The organism is Sphingomonas sp. BE138, from assembly GCF_031456125.1.
In the GTDB taxonomy this organism is placed as follows: domain Bacteria; phylum Pseudomonadota; class Alphaproteobacteria; order Sphingomonadales; family Sphingomonadaceae; genus Sphingomonas.
This window is the reverse complement of the sequence record NZ_JAVDUC010000013.1, coordinates 13,009-33,903: the sequence shown is the minus strand read 5'-3', so window position 1 is coordinate 33,903 and position 20,895 is coordinate 13,009. Positions and strand designations below refer to the sequence as shown.

Annotated in this window: 18 protein-coding genes; 7 read left to right on the top strand and 11 right to left on the bottom strand. The window is 63.2% G+C overall.

The genetic code is table 11. The features are described 5' to 3' along the window. Positions 1 to 80 precede the first annotated feature (80 nt). The gene (locus tag J2Y58_RS15335) at positions 81 to 1,373 is read left to right on the top strand and encodes an exopolysaccharide biosynthesis polyprenyl glycosylphosphotransferase (protein WP_310104815.1); all 1,293 of its coding nucleotides are present in this window, start codon (positions 81 to 83) and stop codon (positions 1,371 to 1,373) included. Between the two features lie 5 nt (positions 1,374 to 1,378). On the opposite strand, the gene J2Y58_RS15330 is transcribed toward J2Y58_RS15335, so the two are convergent. From J2Y58_RS15330 to J2Y58_RS15295, 8 genes are read right to left on the bottom strand one after another with little or no spacing between them, the layout of a single operon-like run. Further along, complete coding sequence (locus J2Y58_RS15330) at positions 1,379 to 2,443, bottom strand: DUF1972 domain-containing protein (protein WP_310104812.1); 1,065 nt, start codon at positions 2,441 to 2,443, stop codon at positions 1,379 to 1,381. 14 nt (positions 2,444 to 2,457) lie between these two features. Beyond that, on the bottom strand, positions 2,458 to 3,498 hold the full coding sequence (locus J2Y58_RS15325) for a hypothetical protein (RefSeq protein ID WP_310104809.1): 1,041 nt from the start codon (positions 3,496 to 3,498) through the stop codon (positions 2,458 to 2,460). A gap of 4 nt (positions 3,499 to 3,502) precedes the next feature. After that, positions 3,503 to 4,987 (bottom strand): lipid II flippase MurJ, encoded by a 1,485-nt coding sequence (locus tag J2Y58_RS15320; protein WP_310104807.1) that lies wholly within the window; start codon positions 4,985 to 4,987, stop codon positions 3,503 to 3,505. Beyond that, positions 4,984 to 6,273 (bottom strand): glycosyltransferase family 4 protein, encoded by a 1,290-nt coding sequence (locus tag J2Y58_RS15315; protein WP_310104804.1) that lies wholly within the window; start codon positions 6,271 to 6,273, stop codon positions 4,984 to 4,986. Before J2Y58_RS15315 ends, J2Y58_RS15320 begins: the two co-directional genes overlap by 4 nt. 6 nt (positions 6,274 to 6,279) lie before the next feature. After that, a complete protein-coding gene (locus J2Y58_RS15310) occupies positions 6,280 to 7,407 on the bottom strand; it encodes an EpsG family protein (RefSeq protein ID WP_310104801.1) in 1,128 nt (375 codons plus the stop codon). Continuing rightward, on the bottom strand, positions 7,404 to 8,369 hold the full coding sequence (locus J2Y58_RS15305; protein ID WP_310104798.1) for a glycosyltransferase: 966 nt from the start codon (positions 8,367 to 8,369) through the stop codon (positions 7,404 to 7,406). Before J2Y58_RS15305 ends, J2Y58_RS15310 begins: the two co-directional genes overlap by 4 nt. Beyond that, positions 8,362 to 9,375 carry a glycosyltransferase family 10 domain-containing protein gene (locus J2Y58_RS15300; protein ID WP_310104793.1) on the bottom strand — a complete coding sequence of 338 codons (1,014 nt, stop codon included), beginning with the start codon at positions 9,373 to 9,375 and terminating at the stop codon, positions 8,362 to 8,364. The genes J2Y58_RS15305 and J2Y58_RS15300 overlap by 8 nt, the downstream gene beginning before the upstream one ends. Further along, positions 9,372 to 10,124 carry a hypothetical protein gene (locus J2Y58_RS15295; RefSeq protein ID WP_310104789.1) on the bottom strand — a complete coding sequence of 251 codons (753 nt, stop codon included), beginning with the start codon at positions 10,122 to 10,124 and terminating at the stop codon, positions 9,372 to 9,374. Before J2Y58_RS15295 ends, J2Y58_RS15300 begins: the two co-directional genes overlap by 4 nt. A 240-nt stretch (positions 10,125 to 10,364) precedes the next feature. On the opposite strand from J2Y58_RS15295, the gene J2Y58_RS15290 reads away from it, so the two are divergent. Beyond that, positions 10,365 to 11,483, top strand: a complete 1,119-nt coding sequence (locus J2Y58_RS15290; RefSeq protein ID WP_310104786.1) for a glycosyl hydrolase family 28-related protein — start codon at positions 10,365 to 10,367, stop codon at positions 11,481 to 11,483. A 19-nt stretch (positions 11,484 to 11,502) separates the two neighbouring features. Here the strand turns inward: J2Y58_RS15290 and J2Y58_RS15285 are convergent, their stop codons facing one another. From J2Y58_RS15285 to gmd, 3 genes are read right to left on the bottom strand one after another with little or no spacing between them, the layout of a single operon-like run. Continuing rightward, positions 11,503 to 12,678 (bottom strand): DegT/DnrJ/EryC1/StrS family aminotransferase, encoded by a 1,176-nt coding sequence (locus J2Y58_RS15285; protein WP_310104784.1) that lies wholly within the window; start codon positions 12,676 to 12,678, stop codon positions 11,503 to 11,505. 5 nt (positions 12,679 to 12,683) lie between these two features. After that, entirely contained in the window at positions 12,684 to 13,625 is a 942-nt protein-coding gene (locus J2Y58_RS15280; RefSeq protein ID WP_310104781.1) for an NAD-dependent epimerase/dehydratase family protein, read from the bottom strand. A 29-nt stretch (positions 13,626 to 13,654) separates the two neighbouring features. After that, a complete protein-coding gene (gene gmd, locus J2Y58_RS15275) occupies positions 13,655 to 14,722 on the bottom strand; it encodes a GDP-mannose 4,6-dehydratase (RefSeq protein ID WP_310104910.1) in 1,068 nt (355 codons plus the stop codon). A 185-nt stretch (positions 14,723 to 14,907) separates the two neighbouring features. Between gmd and J2Y58_RS15270 the strand changes: the two genes are divergently transcribed. From J2Y58_RS15270 to J2Y58_RS15250, 5 genes are all read left to right on the top strand, one after another. After that, positions 14,908 to 16,293, top strand: a complete 1,386-nt coding sequence (locus tag J2Y58_RS15270) for an O-antigen ligase family protein (RefSeq protein ID WP_310104779.1) — start codon at positions 14,908 to 14,910, stop codon at positions 16,291 to 16,293. 148 nt (positions 16,294 to 16,441) lie between these two features. Continuing rightward, positions 16,442 to 17,044 (top strand): polysaccharide biosynthesis/export family protein, encoded by a 603-nt coding sequence (locus tag J2Y58_RS15265; RefSeq protein WP_310104776.1) that lies wholly within the window; start codon positions 16,442 to 16,444, stop codon positions 17,042 to 17,044. A gap of 9 nt (positions 17,045 to 17,053) precedes the next feature. Then, complete coding sequence (locus J2Y58_RS15260) at positions 17,054 to 19,258, top strand: polysaccharide biosynthesis tyrosine autokinase (RefSeq protein ID WP_310104774.1); 2,205 nt, start codon at positions 17,054 to 17,056, stop codon at positions 19,256 to 19,258. A gap of 4 nt (positions 19,259 to 19,262) precedes the next feature. Then, on the top strand, positions 19,263 to 20,510 hold the full coding sequence (locus J2Y58_RS15255) for a hypothetical protein (RefSeq protein ID WP_310104771.1): 1,248 nt from the start codon (positions 19,263 to 19,265) through the stop codon (positions 20,508 to 20,510). Then, positions 20,510 to 20,893 (top strand): hypothetical protein, encoded by a 384-nt coding sequence (locus J2Y58_RS15250; RefSeq protein ID WP_310104768.1) that lies wholly within the window; start codon positions 20,510 to 20,512, stop codon positions 20,891 to 20,893. Before J2Y58_RS15255 ends, J2Y58_RS15250 begins: the two co-directional genes overlap by 1 nt. Positions 20,894 to 20,895 lie beyond the last annotated feature (2 nt).

Sequence of the window (20,895 nt, the reverse complement as noted above, 5' to 3'; positions counted from 1 at the left end):
CCACGATCATATCGGGTGCGCGGGCGACCGCTTCCGCCATACCCGCATCCATGCTGCGGTCGCCTCCAGGGGAATTCGGAGTGAGCACGTTCGCGAAAGCGCGGGAATCCCTTACGTTCAAGATGCTCGGCCGCCTGCGCTATCAAGTCCTGATGCTTGTTATCGCTGCGGTCGTCCTTCCAACGATCGTACAGCAGTATGTCTTTAAAATTCCCTTCTACGTCACCACACAATATGCGACGATCCTAGGTGGCGCCGCCGCGCTGATCATGGGATATTTTGCCTACCGCCGACTTCTTGTCTTCCCTGGAATTTCGGCGGGTGGCTATGTTATCACCTCAATGATCGCGACCTTCGGGACGCTGACCGCCCTGCTCGTCTTACTGCGAATCGATTACAGCCGATGGCAGTTGACGACGTGCTTCGTCCTTTCAATCGTAGTCCTGCTCTTCATCCACCTGAAGGTTGAACGGTATCGCAATCTCGTCTTTGCCTATGTTCCCGGGGGACAGGCCGACGCGCTGCCGCTCGTCCCACGGGTCGTGTGGCAGCCGATCGCCAGTCCCGGTCAGGATTGCGGCAAGTCGATTCATGCGATCGTCGTCGATCTGCATCACGCACATGATGCGGAATGGGAGACGGCGATCACACGCTGGGTCCTGAACGGCGTCCCCGTCTATGACGTGCGTCCTGCACTGGAACAGATGACCGGCCAAGTTCAGATCAAGCATATTTCGGAAAACACATTGGGGTCGCTCAATCCCAACGCGGTGCTGCTGAAGATCAAGTCCATTCTCGATGTCGCCGCCGCGCTGGCGATGCTAGTGATCGCAATGCCGATCCTGTTGATGATCGGCATTGCGATACGGCTCGATTCGCCGGGGCCGGCGATCTTCCGGCAGCAGCGCACCGGCTTCCGGGCGCAACCTTTTACCGTCTATAAATTTAGGACGATGCGCGTCGTCCCACCCGAGCAGGACGAGGAGCGCTCGCGGCAAAGCGCCATGACCAAAAACGACGACGGCCGGATCACCCGCTTCGGTCGCTTCCTGCGGCGATCGCGGCTCGACGAGCTGCCGCAGCTCTACAATATCCTAAAGGGCGAAATGAGCCTTATCGGCCCCCGCCCGGAAGCCATATCGCTCAGTCGATGGTACGAGGCAGAGATACCTTTCTACCATTACCGGCACATCATCAAGCCGGGCCTGACCGGCTGGGCGCAGGTCAACCAGGGCCACGTCACCGATGTCGAGCAGATCCGGGAGAAGCTGCACCTCGACTTCTACTACGTCAAAAACTATTCTCTTTGGCTGGATATTCTCATCGCCCTACGCACGGCGGCGATCATGGTGTCAGGGCATGGCGCGAGATAGGCTCGTCACTTCAGCAAGGCGCAATAGTCGGCGGCGATCTGCGACCATCGGTATCGGTCGCGCAATGACCGAAGTTGCGCTGCCGGGATCGGCACCGGCGGCCGTCTCAGACGCGCGGCAAGCGTTGGTGCATCGACGAAATACTCACCCGCATCAAACAGCGACGCTCTGTTGAAGCTGCAATTGAAGCTCAGCAGATAGTCAGTATGGAACAGCGCCTCAACGAGTGACGGATTGGTGCCCCCCACGCTGTGGCCATGGATATAACCGATCGCCTGCCGCCGCCATGGGTCCAATTGTACCTGCGCGTAGATCGGGTCGAGGAGCGTGAAGCCGGGCTCGTTGCCATAGCGCCGGCGCAGATCGCGGCCATAATCGTTCGCCGACCAGTTGCCGACAAAGGCGAGCGGCACGCCGGCCAGGCGGCAGCCCTCTAGAATGGCGAGGGTGTTGTTTTCGGGTTCGATCCGCGCGATCGCCAGATAGTGTCTCCCAGCCATTTCGGGTGACGATCCGGCAACCAGCGTGTGGTCACCACCATAAGCGATTACGACGGGGGCGCGGCGATACCGCTTTTGGAAGAGGTTGGCGAGTGCGGCGTTATCGGCGATGATCGTGTTTCCCCATCGGGCCGCAAGATATTCCAACGCTTTCAGCAACCTCTTGGCGGAGCGCGAAAACTTGTCGCGCCGCCACTCCATGCCGTCAACATTGACGATAAAGTTGACGCTCGGCCGCAGGAGCCGGAGCAGCGGCAGAAGCCAGGCACCGGAGTAGCCCAGAAGGTAGATGTTCGCGACCCGGGCGATCATCGTCGCATGGAGCAGCGCAAGGGCGTCGTAGAATAGGCTCATCACGCCGTTCGCGCGCAGCGGCAGGAACACGCGGCGATGTCGCAGGAATTCACTGGTCCGCTCGCCCACCGGATAGCTTCGACGCTCGCAATAGATGATAAATGTCACGTCTTCGGGTTGGACATGCGCGCACAATTGCTCGGCCAGCGTCTCGAAGCCGCCATAGCGGGCGGGAACACCGACGGTGCCAACAATCGCAACGGGACGGTCGCGCATCAGGAATGTTCCAATCACGAAAGAAGGGCAAGAAGACGGTGGGTGAAGGCCGTCGTCGAGAGATGCGGCCGCCGTGCGGCACACGCGCGCCGCAAGGCCGCATGCCGCTCCGGCGCTTCGCGCAGGCTGACGATGTCGGCGGCGATACGAGCCGGATCGCGGTCGGGCTCGTCGAAAGCAAGTGCCTCGCCCACGACTTCCGGAAGGACGCTGATGCCCGGTCCTGCAACTGGGACGAGATGCGCCACCGCCTCGGCCGCCACAAGCGAGAATGTCTCCGTCCACAATGCAGGATCCGTGCAGACCAGCACCAGGAACCCGTCTGCATACATGGCATCGGGAGAACGCTCGCCGAAGATCACGCCGATGCCGGCTTGGCGCGCACGCGCGACCAACGCGGTGTCGCAACGATCCTCGTCGGACAGATAGGCCGTCACCTCGCAATCGATATCGGGAAGACGTTCGCAGACTTCGATGAAGAGCGAAAAGCCCTTGATCGCTTGCGTGGTACCGATGAATAGCAGACGGTTCCGGCGTGAAGGCGTATCCACCGCCGGTATCGGCACCGGGTTAGGAAGAACTAACGCTTCGACCCCCACGCGGCTGGCCTGATCTTTTGAAACACATACAATCGTGGCACCGCGCCACGCCGCAAGTTTGAGAATATCGTGAAATATTCGTGGAAACGCCGCCTCGTGCAGATGAATCACCGTCCGGTGAGGAAATAACATGGTCGCCAGCAAAGCCGGTAACAATGCATAGACGGCGTTGATCCAGATGGTTCGCCCACGCGCGGCGCTCCATGCGACCGGGATCAGCGCGGCCAGCGACCAAAGCGGGTAGATCAGCTTGCGCGTCGGGATGTGGTTGCTGCCGATGTCGGCGGAGACGCCGGGCAGATCCGAGAGAAAGCCGCGCGTACCAAAACCGAGCTTCACGTCGACATCGACGCCGCGTGCGCGCAACTGGGTTACGATGGCGGCGCCGATGCGCTGCGCGCCGGCATAAGCGTCGAAACAGTGCAGAAGAAGGACGCGGGAACCGGGATTGCTCATCGACTTATCCGATCGCCACGGCGCGTCGCGGTCCCGAACGATCGAACCACCACCAGGCACCGCAAAGAAGACCTGCCATGCCAAGACTGAGTGCGATCCGCCCGGAAAGGTACCCAAGGTGCACGAGCGCAGCACGATCGATCAGCCGGATCAGCGATCCTGCCGCGACGATCACTGCGGCACGCACCGCGGCCTGTCCGACGACCGCCGATCCGTCCGCTCGGTCCACCGTGTTGAACATCATCCATGCTGCCACCGCATGGCTAATCCCCAGCGCAACGGGAATGGCGAGGATGCCGATCACCGGAAAGCCGGCAACCAGCAACAGGATCGACAGGACGCTCGCCACTGCGCCGAGGATCGAATACGTCTTTCCCTTATGCGCCGCGAGCAACATCGAGCCACCAAGCAGATAGAGAATGACCGATATCATCGCCACGGCATAATATCGCAGCATCTCACCGAGCATGCACTGTGCCGAAAGGGCGATCTTGTTGCCGAACAGGAGCGCCGTCAGCAGGTCGGACAGGCCGAACAGTACGATGGATCCCAGTGTCAGCAACAGGAGGCATTGATGGATCCACTGCCTGGCTACTTCACGAAAGGCGGACCGGTCGTCGGGGCTCCATGCGCGGGCCAGCGTCGGCACTGCCATTGCCGAGAGCGCGGCCGTAAATACCGCCTGTATAGTATTTCGGGCGAATAAGGCGTAGCTCAGCACCCCGAGGACCCCCGTTCCGGCCCATAGCGCATATTGTCGTTCGATCAGGCCGCTGGCCTGCCCCAGCGCATAGGGCAACAGCAGTGGCAACGAGAACGCCATGGCCCCGCGGGCATGGCGGCGGAACACCGCCCGATCAAGCAGGGCCGCGGACCGCGCCAGGTCGATCCAGAACGACGCCCGGATCAGCAATGGTGCCGCCAGCCCGATGTAATAGCTTCCCGGCAGCAGCCACACCGCCGGCAGGTGAGGAAATAGCGTGATGAACAGCACGCCGGCGCCACCACCGACGATGCCCGCGATCTCCGGCGGGTACACGCGCCCCTGGCAGTTCAGATGCGCGGTGAGCACGGTCACCATCTGCGAAAGAATCAACGAGGGCGCCATGATACGCAGAAAATCGGTCGATGCTTGGGCATGGACCGTCCGATCGCCGTTGGGGTCCGTTGCGACCATTGGCAACAGGACGCTCGCTACGATCGTCATGACGGTCGCGGTCCCGATCATCATGATGCCGATGGTCGCCAGATATTGTTCTGCGGACTCCCTGCCCTCTCGGTGCTCGGTTGCCGCGTAGCTCGCCCGGATCGTTTCGGTGATCGGGCCGAACAGCATCATGCCGATCGCATTGACAATGCCCAGCGACCATATCCATGCATCGTATGTGGCGCTCACGCCAAACATGCGCGCATAGACGAACATTGTCGCCAAACCGACGATCAGCTTGGCGCCACGCGCGCCGATCAGTCCTACGAAGTCCCTCTTCATGACGTAGCACCCCGGCCATGGAAGCGGGTGATGGCGGTCTGATAAGCGTCGAGGAGTACCGGCGCTCGATGCTCGATCCTGAAGCGCTCGCAGGCAGCGGCACAGGACCGCGCCATCGCCTCTAACCGCGCGGGGTCGTCGACCAAGGATCGAAGCGCAACGGCAATCCCATTGATCGTGCCCTCGACATCGATCAACGGCACTCGGATCCCGTATGGCGGCTGGACCACATCGTGCATCCCGCAATGGTCGAGCGCGAGGACCGGCACGCTGCGCCCCAACGCCTCCCACACCGACGTGGTATTCGCCTCGTTCAACCCGGTGATGACGTGGAGGTGAGCGTCGTCCAGCAACGTCATCACGGTCGTGCGGGGCACACGACCGTGCCAGACGATATGCTCGGCGATCCCCGTCTCCATCGCTTGCTTCTGCAAGGCAGTGCGGTCGGGGCCGTCTCCGACGACGTTGATCGTCAGGCCGCGTCGATCGGGCATCCTGGCGACCGCCTGCAACAGCAGGGTGAGTCCCTTGCGCGCCTCGAGCGAACCGATCCACACGATCCTGACGCAGTCGATCGGAAATTTGGTGCCGTTGAGGCGAATGTCACCATCGATCCCGTTCTCCGGGAGATAGATCGAATCGACTCCCTTCAGCCGCCGGAAGATCGTCTGGTTCTCGGTCGTCGCGGTGAGCAGCACGTCGGTGCGGTGCAGCGCCCGGTCGACTCGCCGGCCGACATGCAGTTGCAGCGCGTTTCCGGCCGATCGTATCATCAATCGCACCAGGCCCTTGGACGACATACCGCTCCTGAAGCGCCACGGGAAGCTGGTCGCGCCGCCGATCGGACCCCATACATACGGCAGCGGAAGCCTCCACAGGTCGCCCGGCTCGCGATAGCCGATCGGGCCGACGTAGTGGATCAGGTCGTACTTCCGCTCGGCGACCAGCCGACGGGCGTGGTCGAGCACGGCGCGATGCCAGGCGCGATAGGCCAGATAGAAGCTGTACGTCAGGAAGCCGCGCCGGTTCAGTGCGTTCAGACGATGCGCCAGCGGTGGCTCGGGGACAAAGCGGAATTCGACGTCCCCGTCGGGATGCCGATCGATGAAGGTCGGCTCGGTGAAGTCGTCATACTGCCCCATATGCTCCCCTGCCGATCCGTACAGGATCGTCAGGTCGCAATGGCGGCGCATGACCTGCACGTAGTTCCAAGCCACGGCGAACTCGGTGCCGCGCCGGGGCGAGATCATATAGGCGAGCACGAGAACACGGAGACGACCGGCCATGGTTCCTCAGAAAAACTGATAGGGAGCACTCCATGCGGCTCCCCGTGCGACCGCAACCGCTAGCCAGGCCATCAGAACGAACGACGTGCCGAAACCGACCACCAAATCACGCGTCGCCCTTCCCTCGGCTAGACAATAGTGAAGCATGAAGCCAATGCAAACCGCGCGCATAGCGACGAAATAGAAAAGAGCGCGCGAGAATGGAAGAAAGTCCCAGGAATTGGCAACAGGCTGCAGGAACGCCGCGACAAGAAAGAACAGATGGTAATATCCATAGCCCATAGCGCGGTATCGTTCACTAACAACTTTAGAATAAATAATAATCAGGCCATCCAAAATCGGCCACAGGTACGCAGCAATCTGGAACGAGTCAGCTGTCGATTTTGCGAATGCCAAATCGGCCCGATTAATATCCGAGTAGGACGAATACCCGAATATTGGCGAGAGATAGACAAATATCCCAATCACGCGGTCAAAAAACAAGTTCGTCAGCGCGTAACTGAGGGCCAGGATCGTCATCTGAATAGCGACGGACGGAACCCGAGCGAACAGCATCACCGCCGAGATCGGAAGAATGATGATGGCGCTTCGGTGGAACATGTAACCGAACAGCGCCGAAAGAAAGAACTTGATCCACTTTCTCTCGTTTAACTCCGACAACGCCAGCAGGATCGCGAAAAACGCAATTCCCTGTCGGACGATGTTGTCGATATCGAGTAGCAGAAGCGCCACGACCGAGAAGAGTACGAACGGCGATATCTGCGGGTGCTTTCTCAGCCACAACGACAGCAACGTGACCTGTATGCAGCTGCTGGCGACGATAATCGATCGGTCGGGCAGATGGAAGGTCTTGAGGAGCTGGATGAGCAGCAGGAACCCCGGCTCGTACGCGACGTCGCTCGCGCGATCGTCGAGCGAAGCGTATCGATAATAATCGATGTAACCGAAGAAATCGCCGCCGACATCGTAGCGGCCGCCGATCACGACCGTGAAGATGATGATCGACAGAAGCGCGGCCTGCGTCCCGGCGCGAGCCGTCGCCCACGGGGCCGCGGTTGCCAGCCACGCTGGCCGGGCCCAGCACGCCGCCAGCGTCACCATCAACCCGAAATAGACAATGAAGGCCAGCGTCATGCTTGTGCCTTGCCGCGGCGAAGCGGGAGGAACAATCCGAGCAGCCGCAGATAGTTAACGAACACTCGCGGCGGAAAATACCGCCACCACAGATGACCTGCCGCCAGGATGCGCGACCGGGACGCGATCGTGCCGCGTCCTGCCGACGTGATCCGGGCGGCGTAATGACGTGCAGCGGCCAGCGCATAACCCACTTCGCGGGCGAGCGCACGTCGCGCCGCGCTGCCGACCGGGCGGGCCCTTGCGAGCAATCCCAGCCGCTCGGCGATGTACAGCATATCAGACAGATGCTTGTCCGGGCGGCTGACCGACATGATCGATCCGGCGCGCAGCCGATACCGATAGCAGGTGTCGCGCAGCCGGACGAGCGAGGTCGCGCCGACCAGCGCCTGCGGCGTGAACAGCGCGTCTTCGTGGTAGATGCCCGGCTCGAACGACAGCCCGGCACGGTCGATCGACGCCCGCGAGAAGACGTAGAATTGCACCGGGCTCGGCGGCCGCCCCGATACCAGGAAGTCGATCGGATCGACCGGCATGTCGTACGTGGCGAGATAGGGCGCGCGTTCCAGCGATCCGCCCAGCGTCTCGAACTCAAACGCGATCACGTCGGGCGCGAAGCGACGGATGCACGCCGCCAAGGTCGCGATCGCATACGGGCAGATCTCGTCGTCGCTGTCGACAAACCAGACGTACCGGCCGCCAGCATGCCGCAGCCCAGTGTTGCGCGCGGCACTCAACCCGCCGTTCGACTGCCGCACGATGACGACATTGTCTCGACCGGCGCAGCGCGCCTCGGCGATGGCCATGCTGGCGTCGGTCGACCCGTCGTCGACGAGAACCAGCTGACAATGATCGCCAAATTCCGACGCGTCGAGGATGCTGTCGAGGCAATCGCCAATAAAATCCTCGACACCGTAAACCGGGACGATGATCGACAACAGCGGTGCCTGCGCGTCATCCACGCCGGTTCACCTTCGCGCGCCACGCCGCCGCGACCGCCTTGCGCCGGATGCGCGCCACCAGGTCGCGCATCCGCGCCATGGGCAGGTCCGCTTCGGGCCGCAGGCGGCACGAGCGGAACGGCGCCGACGCGACGTGACGTAGCTCCATTCCGATCAACGTCGAGATATCGAAATCTTCGATCAATCGCCGACGCGCCCTGACGAGTGCCTCGAAATACCGTGCATAGGTCGCCTCGCCGTCCGTCAGGATGGCCTCGACGGTACGACGGGCTGCCGCATGGTCATCGACATCAATGCTGATGACAGCCCCAGGAAAATATTCCTCGATGTTCGGGCATCCGGCATAGATCGGAACCGCATAGCCGAGCAAAGCGTCCGCTATCTTCTCGGTCCACAATCCGGGAAATGAGCAATTCTCGACACACAGGTGAAAGCGGTACGGGAGGATCGCGTCCTCTTTATATTCCACGAACCGATGCGGTCGCCCAAACACGTCAATTTGTCCGGCGAATTCCTGCGACAGGCGACCCACCAGCGCCTTGCGGCGGATGTGCATCGGCAGATAGTTGAGATTGGAGGTAATGGTGGATAGATCGCGGGTCTTGGCCGGGGGAGCGAAATCCGCGATCGTTCGGTGATCGAGCCGGTACTGCGCGCTTTCGCGATGGTATCCGAAATGCCAATTGTTGAAGTGCTGCTCCCGGGACACGCGCGGCGCCACCCGGTCCGGCGCTTGTGCGCAGAAGACTGCGTCGAACTGTGCGAGAAACCGCGCCGCATGACGGCTGATCTCAGGGGGTTCGCCCGAAATAAATACCGTCCCGCCGGTTCGCACCCGGTACGTCGCGCCGTAGCCTAGGGCCTCAAAGACGATCAGAAGATCCCATTCGCGCGCAGGGTCGCCGTTTTCGTACACGTCAAAACCATCGCGGTCGCGGTCGAAATGCGGCGCAAATAATCCCGTCCCGTGGCGATGCACGATGTTGACCGCAGGCCGATCGCTCATCGGTCACCGTTTCCGGTCAGCACCTTGAGAAAGAAATCTCGAAGCACACGCAATTCGGCATTGCGATAGTCGCACGCCATGCCGGAGAGGACCGACGCCCAGAACAGCAGCGTGCTGTCGTTGCCGTCGACCACCGCGAAACCCGCGAGCGTGCGCAGCACCTGCTCGGCGGTCATGTGCCCGGTCGGAATGACGGTGGCGTCGGCATCAGCAAGGATTCCGGCGACGACCGGATGCTCCAGCCGTGCCTCCTCATTCGTCACGATGCCCGCACCGTGCGGCAGCGTCTTCAACCGACCGGAAAGGTGCTCCGCGACTGCCTGCTCCGACCGGAAGAAATCCCCCAACCGTAGGTGGACGCCATATCCCCCCGCCGGTGCTGGAGCAACGCGCAACTCTTCACGAATTCGCAGCAGTTCGGCGCGCAGCAGCAAACGGTCGAACGCGGAATAATCGGCCAACCGCTGGAAATAGCCATCGATATAGGCGGTGCCGAACACTGTCACGACATCGCGACGGCACCCTAGTCGCGTGACGACCTTCGGTATCCGAAGTGCGGAGATCGCGTTCGCGGGCAAGGACGGGGGAGGTGCCGGCGTCAGCTCGTGGCTGCGGGCGAAGGCATGGGCATAACGCAGGTCGTGCACCTCGCGAAGGCTGGCGCCATGCGCACGCGCGTACAGGCGCGCGTACAACAACTGGAACAGCTGGTTACCCAGCCCGCCATGCGTCCGAACGACGACGTTCATGCGACCGGATCGATGTTTCGCCCGGATCCGCCGCCGTATGCGGCGAGCCTAGCGGACGTTCCTGAGCATCTCATAGCGCGATCGTCGGCACTCTTGCTTGGTTGCAACCGGCATGCTGTGCCTTCGGTAAGCGGTCCCGCTGCTACAATGGGGGTGAAGGCCAGTCAATCGCGATGACGGCAGCCGTCGCTGCGACGAGCGGCATTGTCACCTGCACGCAAGCTGGCGGATAGGGGCGACATGACTAATGACGAACCGACGCTGTCGAGACGGATACTTGTGCAGGGCTTGGCGCTTGGTGCCGGCACCGCGAAGAACGGATCGATGAACACCCCATCCGCGTCCCGGCACGTCGCCGTTCTGAGCGTCGGCGAGTTCGGCGCCAGGGGCGACGGCCGGACCGACGACAGCGGCGCCTTCCAGCGCGCTATCGCCGCGGCGTCGCGGTCCGGATCGCGGTTGCGCATCCCCGCCGGCCGATACCGAATCGCCCGGACCCTTGAAATCACTCGCGGCATTTGCATCGAAGGCGATGGCGTGGAGCATACGGTCCTCGAGGGTGCTGTCGGCCCCGGCCACCCTGTGCTCCACATCCTCGCGACCGCGACGGATTCGGTCATTGGGCCGGCCCTAGCCGGGTTGAGGATCACGGGCGGCGAGGGCGACGCGCGGTGCGACGGCGTCCGCCTGTCGACAGGCGGCACGGGCGCAGCGATCCATCAGGCGGTCCTACGCGACCTATACATCACCCATGTCGGCACAGGTCTCGCGCTGTCGGGAGTGGTGTACCGCTCTTGCTTCGAGAACATCACCGTGTCGAAGGGCGTCAGCCGCTACGGCATCTACTGCGACGCCGGGTTCGAAGACGTCACCTACAATAGCTTTCGGGACATTGAAGTTACCGATGCAGGCCCCTCCGCCTATGCCTTCTGGATCCATTCGAACTATTCGAACTTCACCAATCTCACCGCTGACAGCTGCTGCTACTTTTCCTCGCCCGGGGGCAGTCTGCGCAATCTCGCCATCGAGGGCATCTCCGCCGACAAGCCGGCGACGGACGTGCTGTTGACGTTCAACCAGATGCAGATCATTGAGGCCATCAACCTGATCGGCATCGATCCGCGCAAGTGCCCGTCGGGCATCAAGGTTATCGGACAGGGCACGGTCATCAACGGCATACGCTGCATGTCGCTGCAGCCGCGACGCCTGTTCCTGCTCGATCAAAATTCCGAGGGCGTCGTCATAGGGGTGCAAACCGAACGCGCGGCCGCCATGATCGAGGACTATATTCCCGCCGCGATCCTGGAGCGCTGGGTCTTCATGGCCGCGCGTGCCGTGACACGCCGACGATCGGGCTGATCGACCGTCGGCGCGCTGTTCAGTTCGCGGTAATCGCGGCTAGCGCCTCGACCGCCTCGTCAATTGGATAATGATGATTGCCGATGAAAAGGCCGTGGGCGTCGACATGGTCGGCGTTCGTTAGCTCGCCCGCGATGCTGTGGTCGAAGTGGCGGACGACTTCCTTACGCGCGAAATTGCCGCTGACGACCGGGCGATACTCGAACCCGGCCGCGTCCAGCCGCGCCATCAACGCGCCGCGCGTCATGCTGCTGCCCGGCCGGATGACCAGACTGAAGCCGAACCAGCTGCTCTCGCCGACCTCCCTCTGGATCATGACGTCGGGATGATCCGCCATGCGCGCTTGCAACAGCGCACCGTTGCGGCGCCTTTCCACGATCAGGTGCGGCAGCTTGGCGATCTGCGCGATGCCGATCGCGCCCGACATCTCGAGCGGACGCAGATTGTAGCCGGGCAGGATGAAGCGGAATGATTCCTCGAAGGCGTCGTCCCCCTTGCGCCCGACGACGCGGTTCTCCGTCGGCAACTGCCGCGTCCAGCCGTGCGCGCGCAGCGACAGCATTAGATGATAGAGTTCCTCGTCGTCAGTGGTGACCAGGCCACCTTCCATCGTCGAGATATGGTGCGAGAAGAAGCAGCTCTGGCTGCCCATCACGCCGAAGCTGCCGGTCTTACGGCCGTCGAACGCTGCGCCCATCGATTCGCAGTTGTCTTCGAGCACGATCAACCCATATCGGGTCGCCAACGCCTCGATCGCAGCGAAATCATTGGGATTGCCAAGAAGGTTCACGCAGAAGATGGCGCGGGTTCGCGGCGTGATCGCCGCCTCCAGCGCGGCCAGGTCAAAATTGAGCGTCTCCAGGTCGATGTCGACGAACCGCAGGTGCAGTCCATATTGCGCCAGCGGGCTGTACGTCGTGCTCCACGACACCGCCGGCACGATGACCTCGTCGCCTGGATTGAGCCTCAGCGCAGGGTTTTGCGTGAAGCGAAGCGCGGCGATCATCAGCAGATTGGCCGAGGACCCCGAATTGCACATTACCGAATAGCGGGTGCCCGCATAATCGGCGAACGCCTGCTCGCACGCGGCGACCTTCGGCCCCATCGAGAATTGCCCCGATGCAATGACGTCCTGCATCGCCTGATGTTCGGCCTCGTCCCACGACGACGTGGCGAGAGGGAACTGCTTGGTCATCTTGGTCACGCCTGCTGCTGATAGAAACGGATGGTGGCGGCGATGCCGTGGCGAAGGGACGTCGGCGGGGACCACCCCCACGCTCGCTGGCGGCTAACATCGCTCAACTTGCGCTGCATCCCGACCGGGCGGTCGAGATCGAAGCGGAACCGGCCCGCCCAGCCGAGCACTTCGGCCACAGCGCGGTAATAGTCCAGAATGCTGTGATCGTCGCCGACGCCGACGTTCATCATCTGCGGCAGTGCGGCGGGATCCTCGGCGGCGCGCCAGACCGCGTCCGCCAGGTCGGCTGCATACATGAACTCGCGCCGCGCCGAGCCGTCGCCCCAGATCTCCACCTCGTCCTCGCCGTCACGCATGGCCTTGTCGACCTTGGCGATGATTGCGGGCACCAGATGCGAGGCAGCGGGATCGAACTTGTCGTGGCGCCCGTAAAGGTTGCACGGGATCAGCGTTCGATAAGCCGCGGAGGGGCGGACCCGGACGATATAGTCGCACAGCCGCGTCGCGACGATCTTGGCCAGCGCATAGCCTTCGTTGGTCGGCTCCAGCTCGCCCGTCATGATGTCGCTTTCGCGAAGCGCATGGTCGCGGTTGCGCGGATACATGCAGGAACTGGCCAGGTTGAGGAGTGCGGGCACCTCTGCCTCGAACGCCGCCATGATGACGTTGCGCCCGATATCGAGATTGTGGACGAGAAAGCCCACGGGATCGGCGATATTGGCCTGGATGCCGCCCACCTGTCCCGCGGCGTGGATGACTAGATCGGGGCGGTGATCGCGGACGAACCGCGCGACGGCGCCGTCATCGGCGAGGTCGAGTTCCGATCGCGGCGGGCACAATACCTCCCAGCTGCGCGCGCGCGCATGTTCGCGCAGGTTTCGACCCACCATGCCGTTGCCGCCGGTGATCCAAACGCGTCGTGTCGGGTGCAATGTATCGCCCATGTTCGCCTGCTCGATCATGTCTGTGACGGTCAGGCGCCCTTGCCGATCGGCGCGTCGCGCATGATCTGCAGATCCGCTTGGACCATCTCGCGCGCCAGCTCGCGCGGCGATGTCCGATGCTGCCAGCCCAGCTGCTCGCGTGCCTTAGTCGGGTCGCCGATCAGCAACTCGACCTCGGTAGGACGAAAATAGCGCGGATCGATCGCGACGAGCAGGCGACCTGTGTCGCGGCAATAACCCTTTTCGTCAACTCCTTCGCCTTCCCAGCGCAGACCTATGCCGGCATCCTCGAACGCCCATTCGACGAAGGTCCGGACGCGCGTGGTTTCGCCCGTCGCCAGCACGTAATCGTCGGGCTTGTCGGCCTGAACGATCATCCACATGCCCTGGACATATTCGCGGGCATGCCCCCAGTCACGCTGCGCATCGAGGTTGCCCAGATAAAGCATCTTCTGCCGCCCGAGCGCGATCGCAGCAGCCGCGCGGGTAATCTTGCGGGTGACGAACGTCTCGCCACGCAGGGGACTTTCGTGATTGAACAGGATGCCGTTGGTGGCATGCATCCCGTAGGCCTCGCGGTAATTGACCGTGATCCAATAGGCATAGAGCTTAGCGGCCGCGTACGGGCTGCGCGGATAGAAAGGTGTCGTCTCGCGCTGCGGTACTTCCTGAACCAGGCCGTAGAGTTCGGACGTCGACGCCTGATAGAAGCGAGTCTTCTTCTCCATTCCCAGGATACGAATCGCCTCGAGCAGCCGGAGCGTTCCGATGGCATCGGCATTGGCGGTATATTCTGGCGTTTCAAAGCTGACCTGGACATGGCTCTGCGCCGCCAGGTTGTAGATTTCGTCGGGCTGCGTCTCTTGGACGAGACGGATCAGCGCCGTCGAATCCGTCATGTCGCCATAGTGGAGATGAAAGGAAGGATCGGTCGCGTGGGGATCCTCATAGATGTCTTCGATGCGGCCGGTGTTGAACGACGAAGAGCGGCGTTTCAGACCATGGACGACATAGCCCTTGTCCAGTAGCAGCCGTGCCAGATAAGCACCGTCCTGGCCAGTAACACCGGTGATGAGCGCGGTCTTGCGCGAAGCCATAAACCCTCTTTCGTCTGATGGCCCTCGTGCTTCAGCGCCCGACGTCCGGCCAAATCCACCGCCGCCTATCCGACCGCGCTGCTTTGGTCCAGCCGCCACCTGCGCGACATGGCCCGGCAACGCATTGAGCGGAGTGATCCCCGCGATCATTGTGCATCGCACGCCTGATCGCCTATGGCGCGTCAATGTCGGTCTCTCGCGCTTCTTCCGGTTATCGGCCGGGCCTCGCCGCCGTGCTGTCCCTTACTCTCATGGGCGCTTTGTGGCTCGCGGGCGGGGCCTCGCGCGGGGATGAAGCCGGTCAGATCATCGTCCGGGCAACCGCGACCATCGTCCTCATCGTCGCGGCACTTGTCGGTCCGCGACCACGGCTTGCGGCAATCCGCCCGGTCCTCCTGCTCCTTGGCGCCATTCTGGCGCTCGTGGCGTTGCACCTTGTGCCGCTGCCGCCGGGCGTCTGGCAGGCGTTGCCGGGACGCGGCATCCTGACGCAGGCAATTCAGGGAGCCACGGCCCAACCGTGGCGACCGCTGGCGATCGTCCCGGGTGCGGCGGTCAATGCGCTGGGCTCGCTGATCGTACCGGTCGCGGTCGTCGCGCTCTTTTCCATCGCGTCGCCCGATGATCGACAGTATCTCCCAGCCGCGTTGCTCGCGATGATCGTCGCCGCGGCGTTGCTGGGGTTACTGCAGTTCATTGGTGCGGGCTTCGACAATCCGCTGATCAACGAAACCGTCGGCATGGTGGGCGGCAACTTCGCCAACCGCAACCATTTCGCGCTGTTTCTGGCCGTCGGCCTGCTGCTCGTGCCCGGCTGGGTCTTCAACGGACGCGGTGCCCCGATGTGGCGCATCGCGGCGGGCGGTGGGTTGATGCTGCTGCTCGCGCTGGTCACGCTGGCGACCGGTTCGCGCGCCGGGCTGGGGCTCGCCGCGATCGCGGTCGTCATCGGACTAGCGGCAGGATATGGTGGTCTGCGACGCGCTGCGCGACGAATGCCACGCTGGCTTTTGCCGGCCGCGCTGGCCGGTTTCGTCGCGCTGCTCGCCGCCGCGATCCTGGCAAGCGTAGCCGCCAATCGTGCCAGCGCCATCGATCGCCTGTTCGCGGTCGACATCGGGCAGGACATGCGGGGCCGCGGCCGCCCCGTCGTGCTCGACATGATTCGCGAATACTTACCCGTCGGATCGGGCGTAGGCGGGTTCGATCCGATCTTCCGGATGCACGAACCTTTCGAACTTCTGAAGCTTACCTATTTCAACCATGCGCATAATGACTTCCTGGAGATCGCGCTCGACACGGGGCTTCCAGGCTTGTTGCTGCTCGCAGCAGCGGTCGTCTGGTGGGGAGTGGCCAGCATCAAGGTCTGGCGCGTAAAGCCATCGTTCGATGTCACCTTGGGTCGCATCGGATCGGGGATGCTTCTGCTGGTTCTGGCGGCAAGCGCCTTCGACTATCCCGCACGAACCCCGATGATCATGGCCGTGATCGTGATTGGCGCCGCCTTGCTGAGCACATCGGCATCGGCTCTGGGGCGGTCTGCTTTACCGGCCGATGCGCGCCATCTATAGGCGGCGCGATTTCTACTCTGATCGCGGATAACCCACGCGTATGCGTAAGACCTGTATCGCAATCTGTCTTCTTATTGCGACGGCCAGTTGCGGTGCTCCGGAGCCGATCCGGTCCAACGGCTCCCTGACGGTCGTGGAGGGCAGTTCTGTGCTTCCCCCGCCCGACCGCAGCGACCTCGTCGCGGCAGATCGCCCTGCCCTGATTGGTCCGCTGGATACGATCGAGGTCGATGTCTTCGGCATCCCCGACCTCAGCCGCGAGATGCAGGTCGACGCCAGCGGTCGCATCGCGATGCCGCTTGCGGGGACGATCGAAGCGCGGGGCAAGACCGCACAGGAACTGGCGCAGGCGATCAGCGCGGCGCTCAGTCGCCGCTACGTCCGCAATCCCGAGGTTACCGTCAACATCAAGAGCTCGGTCAGCCAGGTCGTCACCGTTGACGGGCAGGTCGTAGAACCCGGTCTGTACCCGGTTACCAACCAGATGACGCTGATGCGCGTCATCGCCTCTGCGAAGGGGCTGTCAGAATTCGCCCGGCTGGAGGACGTGGTGATCCTGCGCTCGGTGGGCACGCAGCGGATGGCGGGGCTCTACAACATCGAAGCCATCCGGCGCGGCGCCTATGACGATCCCCCCGTCTATGCCAACGACGTCATCATCGTCGGCGACTCTCCGCAGCGCCGCCTCTTCCGCGACTTCGTTTCGGTCACGCCGCTGCTGGCGGCGCCGCTGATCGCGCTTCTCCAGTAAGGCATCGGGATGCACATCCTCACCCCCAGTCAGCGGCCCGCCGCCTATCAGCCGCCGGTCGCCGCCCTCGCGCGACCCGGCGATGGCGAGTTCATCCCAATCATCCGCCAGTATCTGCGCATCGCGATGCGCTGGCGCTTCGTCATCATCGGCGTGACCATCGGCTTCATGCTGCTCGGTCTAGTCGCGACTTTGCTGATGACACCGAAATACACCGCGACCGCGGTTATCGAGATTTCGCGTGAATCCAGCCAGGTGACCAATTTCCAGGGCATTGAGCGCGAGACGAGCGTCGCCGATCAGGAATTCTACCAGACCCAATACGGTCTTTTGGAATCGCGGTCGCTGTCAGAGCGCGTCGCCATGCAGCTGCGGCTGGCGGAAGATCCGAAGTTCTTCGAGATGTTCCACGTCAAGCCGGACGACGCCGACTTCGCGATGGTCAACGGCCGCTACACGGCCGCGGGCCGCGCGACGCGCCTGCGGATCGCCGGGGAGATCTTGCGCCGGAACTTGAACGTCGCCCCCGAGCGCCTGTCGCGCCTCGTCTCAATTAACTTCACGAGCCCCGATGCGGCCTTTTCGTCGCGTGTCGCGAACACCTGGGCGGAATCGTTCATCCGCACCAACCTGGAGCGCAAGGTCCAGGCGACATCCTACGGGAGCAATCTGCTGAAGCGTCAGTTGGCGCAGGCCAAGGAGCGGCTGGACGAGTCACAGCGGCAACTGGTCGGCTATGCCTCGGATCAGCGCATCATCAACCTGCCCGGGCAGATCAATGCCAACGGCACGACCAGCGAACGCTCGATCGTCGCCGATCAGCTCGGGGCGCTCAACACCGCGCTGACGCAGGCGACCGCGGACCGCATCGAGGCGGAGGCGCGGTACCAGCAGGCCGGGCGCGGCGGTACCACGTCCGAGGCGCTGCGGAATCAGGCGCTCAATAACCTTCGCCAACGGCGCGCCGAAATGGCCGCCGAATACAGCCGCCTGATGGTGCAGTTCGAACCCGGCTATCCGCCCGCAAAGGCGATCCAGTCGCAAATTGACCAGCTCGATCGATCGATTGCGCGCGAGGAGGGTCGCGTGTCGGGGTCGGTGCAAGCCGAATACCGCCAAGCGCAGGAGCGGGAGCGGGCGCTCAGCGCGCAGGTCGAACGGCTCAAGTCGAGCTATCTTGACCTGCGCCGCCGCAGCATCCAGTACAATATCTATCAGCAGGAAGTGGATACCAATCGCGCGTTGTACGACGGCCTGCTCCAGCGCTTCAAGGAAATCGGGGTCGCGGGCGGCGTCGGCATCAACAACATATCGGTCGTCGATCTGGCCGACGTGCCGCAGAAGCCGTCGAGCCCGAAGCTGTTCCTGAACCTGTTGCTATCGTTGCTGGCCGGTGCGGTCGTCGGGGCGGCGCTCGCCTTCGCGCTCGAGCAGATCGACGAAGCCATCGCGGAACCGGGCGAGGTCGAACGACGGCTCGGGCTGCCGCTGCTGGGGTCCGTGCCGAAGGTGGAGGGCGTCACTCCGAAGGAGGCGCTGCTCGACCGTAAGTCCGACCTGGTCGATGCCTACCTAGCAATCCAGACCAATCTCGCCTTCACCACCGAGCACGGCGTGCCGCGCTCGCTGATGGTCACATCCACGCGGCCGGCTGAGGGCAAGTCGACGACCGCGCTGGCGATCGCCACAATGCTGACCCGGGCGCAGAAGCGGGTGATCCTTATTGACGGCGACATGCGCTCGCCTTCTATCCATCATCTGGGCGGCGTGGGTCACGATCACGGGCTGAGCAACTTCCTTGCAGGGCAGGACGAGATCGAGCCGCTGACGTTCGAGATGACCGACCTGGGCCTGACCGCCATGTCTGCCGGGCCGATCCCGCCGAACGCCGCGGAATTGCTGACCGGCAATCGCCTGCAGATACTGATCGCGCGTCTCCACGAATACTACGATCATGTGGTGATCGACTCCCCGCCGGTGATGGGCCTTGCCGACGCGCCGCTGATTGCCAGCCGTGTTGAAGGCGTCATCTACGCGGTTGAGTCGCATGGTATCCGGTCCAGCCTGGTCAAGACCGCGCTTGGCCGCTTGGCCGCCGCCAATGCGCGCATCTTCGGCGGGGTGCTGACCAAGTTCGAGGCGCGCAAGGCGCATTACGGCTATGGCTACGAATATGGCTATGGTTACGGACGCGATATCGGAAAGAAGAGCTGAGGCCATGGCCCGAGCCCGCCGCGCCTCCACCCGTGCAACGCGCCGCTCCGCTCGCGAATGGGCGCTGCGCGGTATCCTTGCGTCGATATTCCTCGTCTTCGGCTATGTCGCCGTCGCGCAATCACTCGGCTCGGCCCAAAAGGACGCATTTGCGGCACGCGCGTACGCGCTAGCGCCGTGGGACGGTCGGATCGGCGCGCAATGGTCGGCACGCCTGTCCGACGGCAACGCCTCGCCTGCCGATCGCGTCGTCGCAGATCGCCTCGCCACCGAGGCGCTGCGCCGCGACGCCACAGCGGTTGCTGCGGTTTCCACCCTAGGGATCGACGCCCAGATTCGCGGCGACACCGCTGCGGCCCGACGGCTGTTCGTCTATGCTGACCGGCTGTCGCGCCGCGACCTTCGCACCAGATTGTGGGCGATTGAGGATGCGGTCGCGCGTGGCGACATTCCCGGCGCGCTACGGCAGTACGATATCGCGCTACGGACGTCGAAGCTCGCGTCCGACCTGCTGTTCCCGGTATTGGCTCCCGCCAGCGAGCAGCCGGCAGTTTCCCGCGAACTCGTACGTACGTTGACCCGTCGCCCGCCTTGGTCGGAGGGCTTTCTCGCCTATCTCGCCTCGACAGCCGACCGCCCCGAGGCGATGGCACGCCTTTTCATTGGGCTGCACCGCAACGGCGTCGTTGCATCGGATCGCGTCGGCGCGACCGCGATCGAGCGGTTGATAGCCGGTGGACACGACGATGCAGCATGGGCGCTCTATGCGACCATCCGGCCGGGGTCGCAGCGCGATCATTCCCGTGACCCGACGTTTTCACACTATATCGACGTGCCGACCCTCTTCGACTGGAGCCTCAGCAACGACGACAGCGGGCTCAGTGCGTCGATCGGTCGAAATGGTACGCGGGGCATAGCCGACTTCGCCGCACCGGCCAGCATCGGCGGCGTCCTGCTCCAGCAGCGACAGCTTTTGCCGCAAGGCCGTTATGTTATCGAGGGGCGCAGCGCCGGCGTCGAACAAGTCCAAGCCGCGCGCCCATACTGGACGCTCGCCTGCGCCGACGGTCGTGAGCTTGGCCGCGTCGATGTGACCAATTCGTCGGTATCGAACGGGCGCTTTGCGGGCATCGTGACGGTACCGGCCGGTGGATGTCGGGCACAGATCCTTCGCTTAATCGCGCGACCGTCCGATGACGTTTCGGGCGTGTCGGGCCAGTTGCTCGGAGTCACCTTGCGGCCGGCGGCGTGATGAAGCGGACAAGCCACATTCGTTTATACTGTCTGGCCGCCCTTTCGGTCCTGCTGGCGACCTCGGCATCGGGGCTCGCCCAGGAACCGCGCCGCACAGACGATCCGGTGGTGGAGGGTCCTTTTCAGCCGCAGGCTCCGGTCCGAACCTTATCTTCGACCGACACGGGTCAGAATGCGGAAACCATCGCCGGTCGTGCGGGCGAGCGGGTGACCGAGGATCGGCTTACCGCAAATCCACTGATGCGATTGAACAATCGGATCGCAAATCGCGTCCAGTCGCGGATCCGCAACCGGATCGACCGCTACTACGATCCGCAGGCCAACGTCACATCGCCCTTTGTCGTCGCCGGCGAACAGACGCGGCGCGCCGGACGGCGTTGATC

Coding starts and splice junctions, on each gene's coding strand:
- J2Y58_RS15330 (WP_310104812.1), bottom strand. CDS start 2,443: ATGCGCGACCGTCCCGTTGCGATTGTTGGCACCGTCGGTGTTCCCGCC.
- J2Y58_RS15325 (WP_310104809.1), bottom strand. CDS start 3,498: ATGAGCAATCCCGGTTCCCGCGTCCTTCTTCTGCACTGTTTCGACGCT.
- J2Y58_RS15320 (WP_310104807.1), bottom strand. CDS start 4,987: ATGAAGAGGGACTTCGTAGGACTGATCGGCGCGCGTGGCGCCAAGCTG.
- J2Y58_RS15315 (WP_310104804.1), bottom strand. CDS start 6,273: ATGGCCGGTCGTCTCCGTGTTCTCGTGCTCGCCTATATGATCTCGCCC.
- J2Y58_RS15310 (WP_310104801.1), bottom strand. CDS start 7,407: ATGACGCTGGCCTTCATTGTCTATTTCGGGTTGATGGTGACGCTGGCG.
- J2Y58_RS15300 (WP_310104793.1), bottom strand. CDS start 9,375: ATGAGCGATCGGCCTGCGGTCAACATCGTGCATCGCCACGGGACGGGA.
- J2Y58_RS15295 (WP_310104789.1), bottom strand. CDS start 10,124: ATGAACGTCGTCGTTCGGACGCATGGCGGGCTGGGTAACCAGCTGTTC.
- J2Y58_RS15290 (WP_310104786.1), top strand. CDS start 10,365: ATGACTAATGACGAACCGACGCTGTCGAGACGGATACTTGTGCAGGGC.
- J2Y58_RS15285 (WP_310104784.1), bottom strand. CDS start 12,678: ATGACCAAGCAGTTCCCTCTCGCCACGTCGTCGTGGGACGAGGCCGAA.
- J2Y58_RS15280 (WP_310104781.1), bottom strand. CDS start 13,625: ATGGGCGATACATTGCACCCGACACGACGCGTTTGGATCACCGGCGGC.
- gmd (WP_310104910.1), bottom strand. CDS start 14,722: ATGGCTTCGCGCAAGACCGCGCTCATCACCGGTGTTACTGGCCAGGAC.
- J2Y58_RS15270 (WP_310104779.1), top strand. CDS start 14,908: ATGTCGGTCTCTCGCGCTTCTTCCGGTTATCGGCCGGGCCTCGCCGCC.
- J2Y58_RS15260 (WP_310104774.1), top strand. CDS start 17,054: ATGCACATCCTCACCCCCAGTCAGCGGCCCGCCGCCTATCAGCCGCCG.
- J2Y58_RS15255 (WP_310104771.1), top strand. CDS start 19,263: ATGGCCCGAGCCCGCCGCGCCTCCACCCGTGCAACGCGCCGCTCCGCT.
- J2Y58_RS15250 (WP_310104768.1), top strand. CDS start 20,510: ATGAAGCGGACAAGCCACATTCGTTTATACTGTCTGGCCGCCCTTTCG.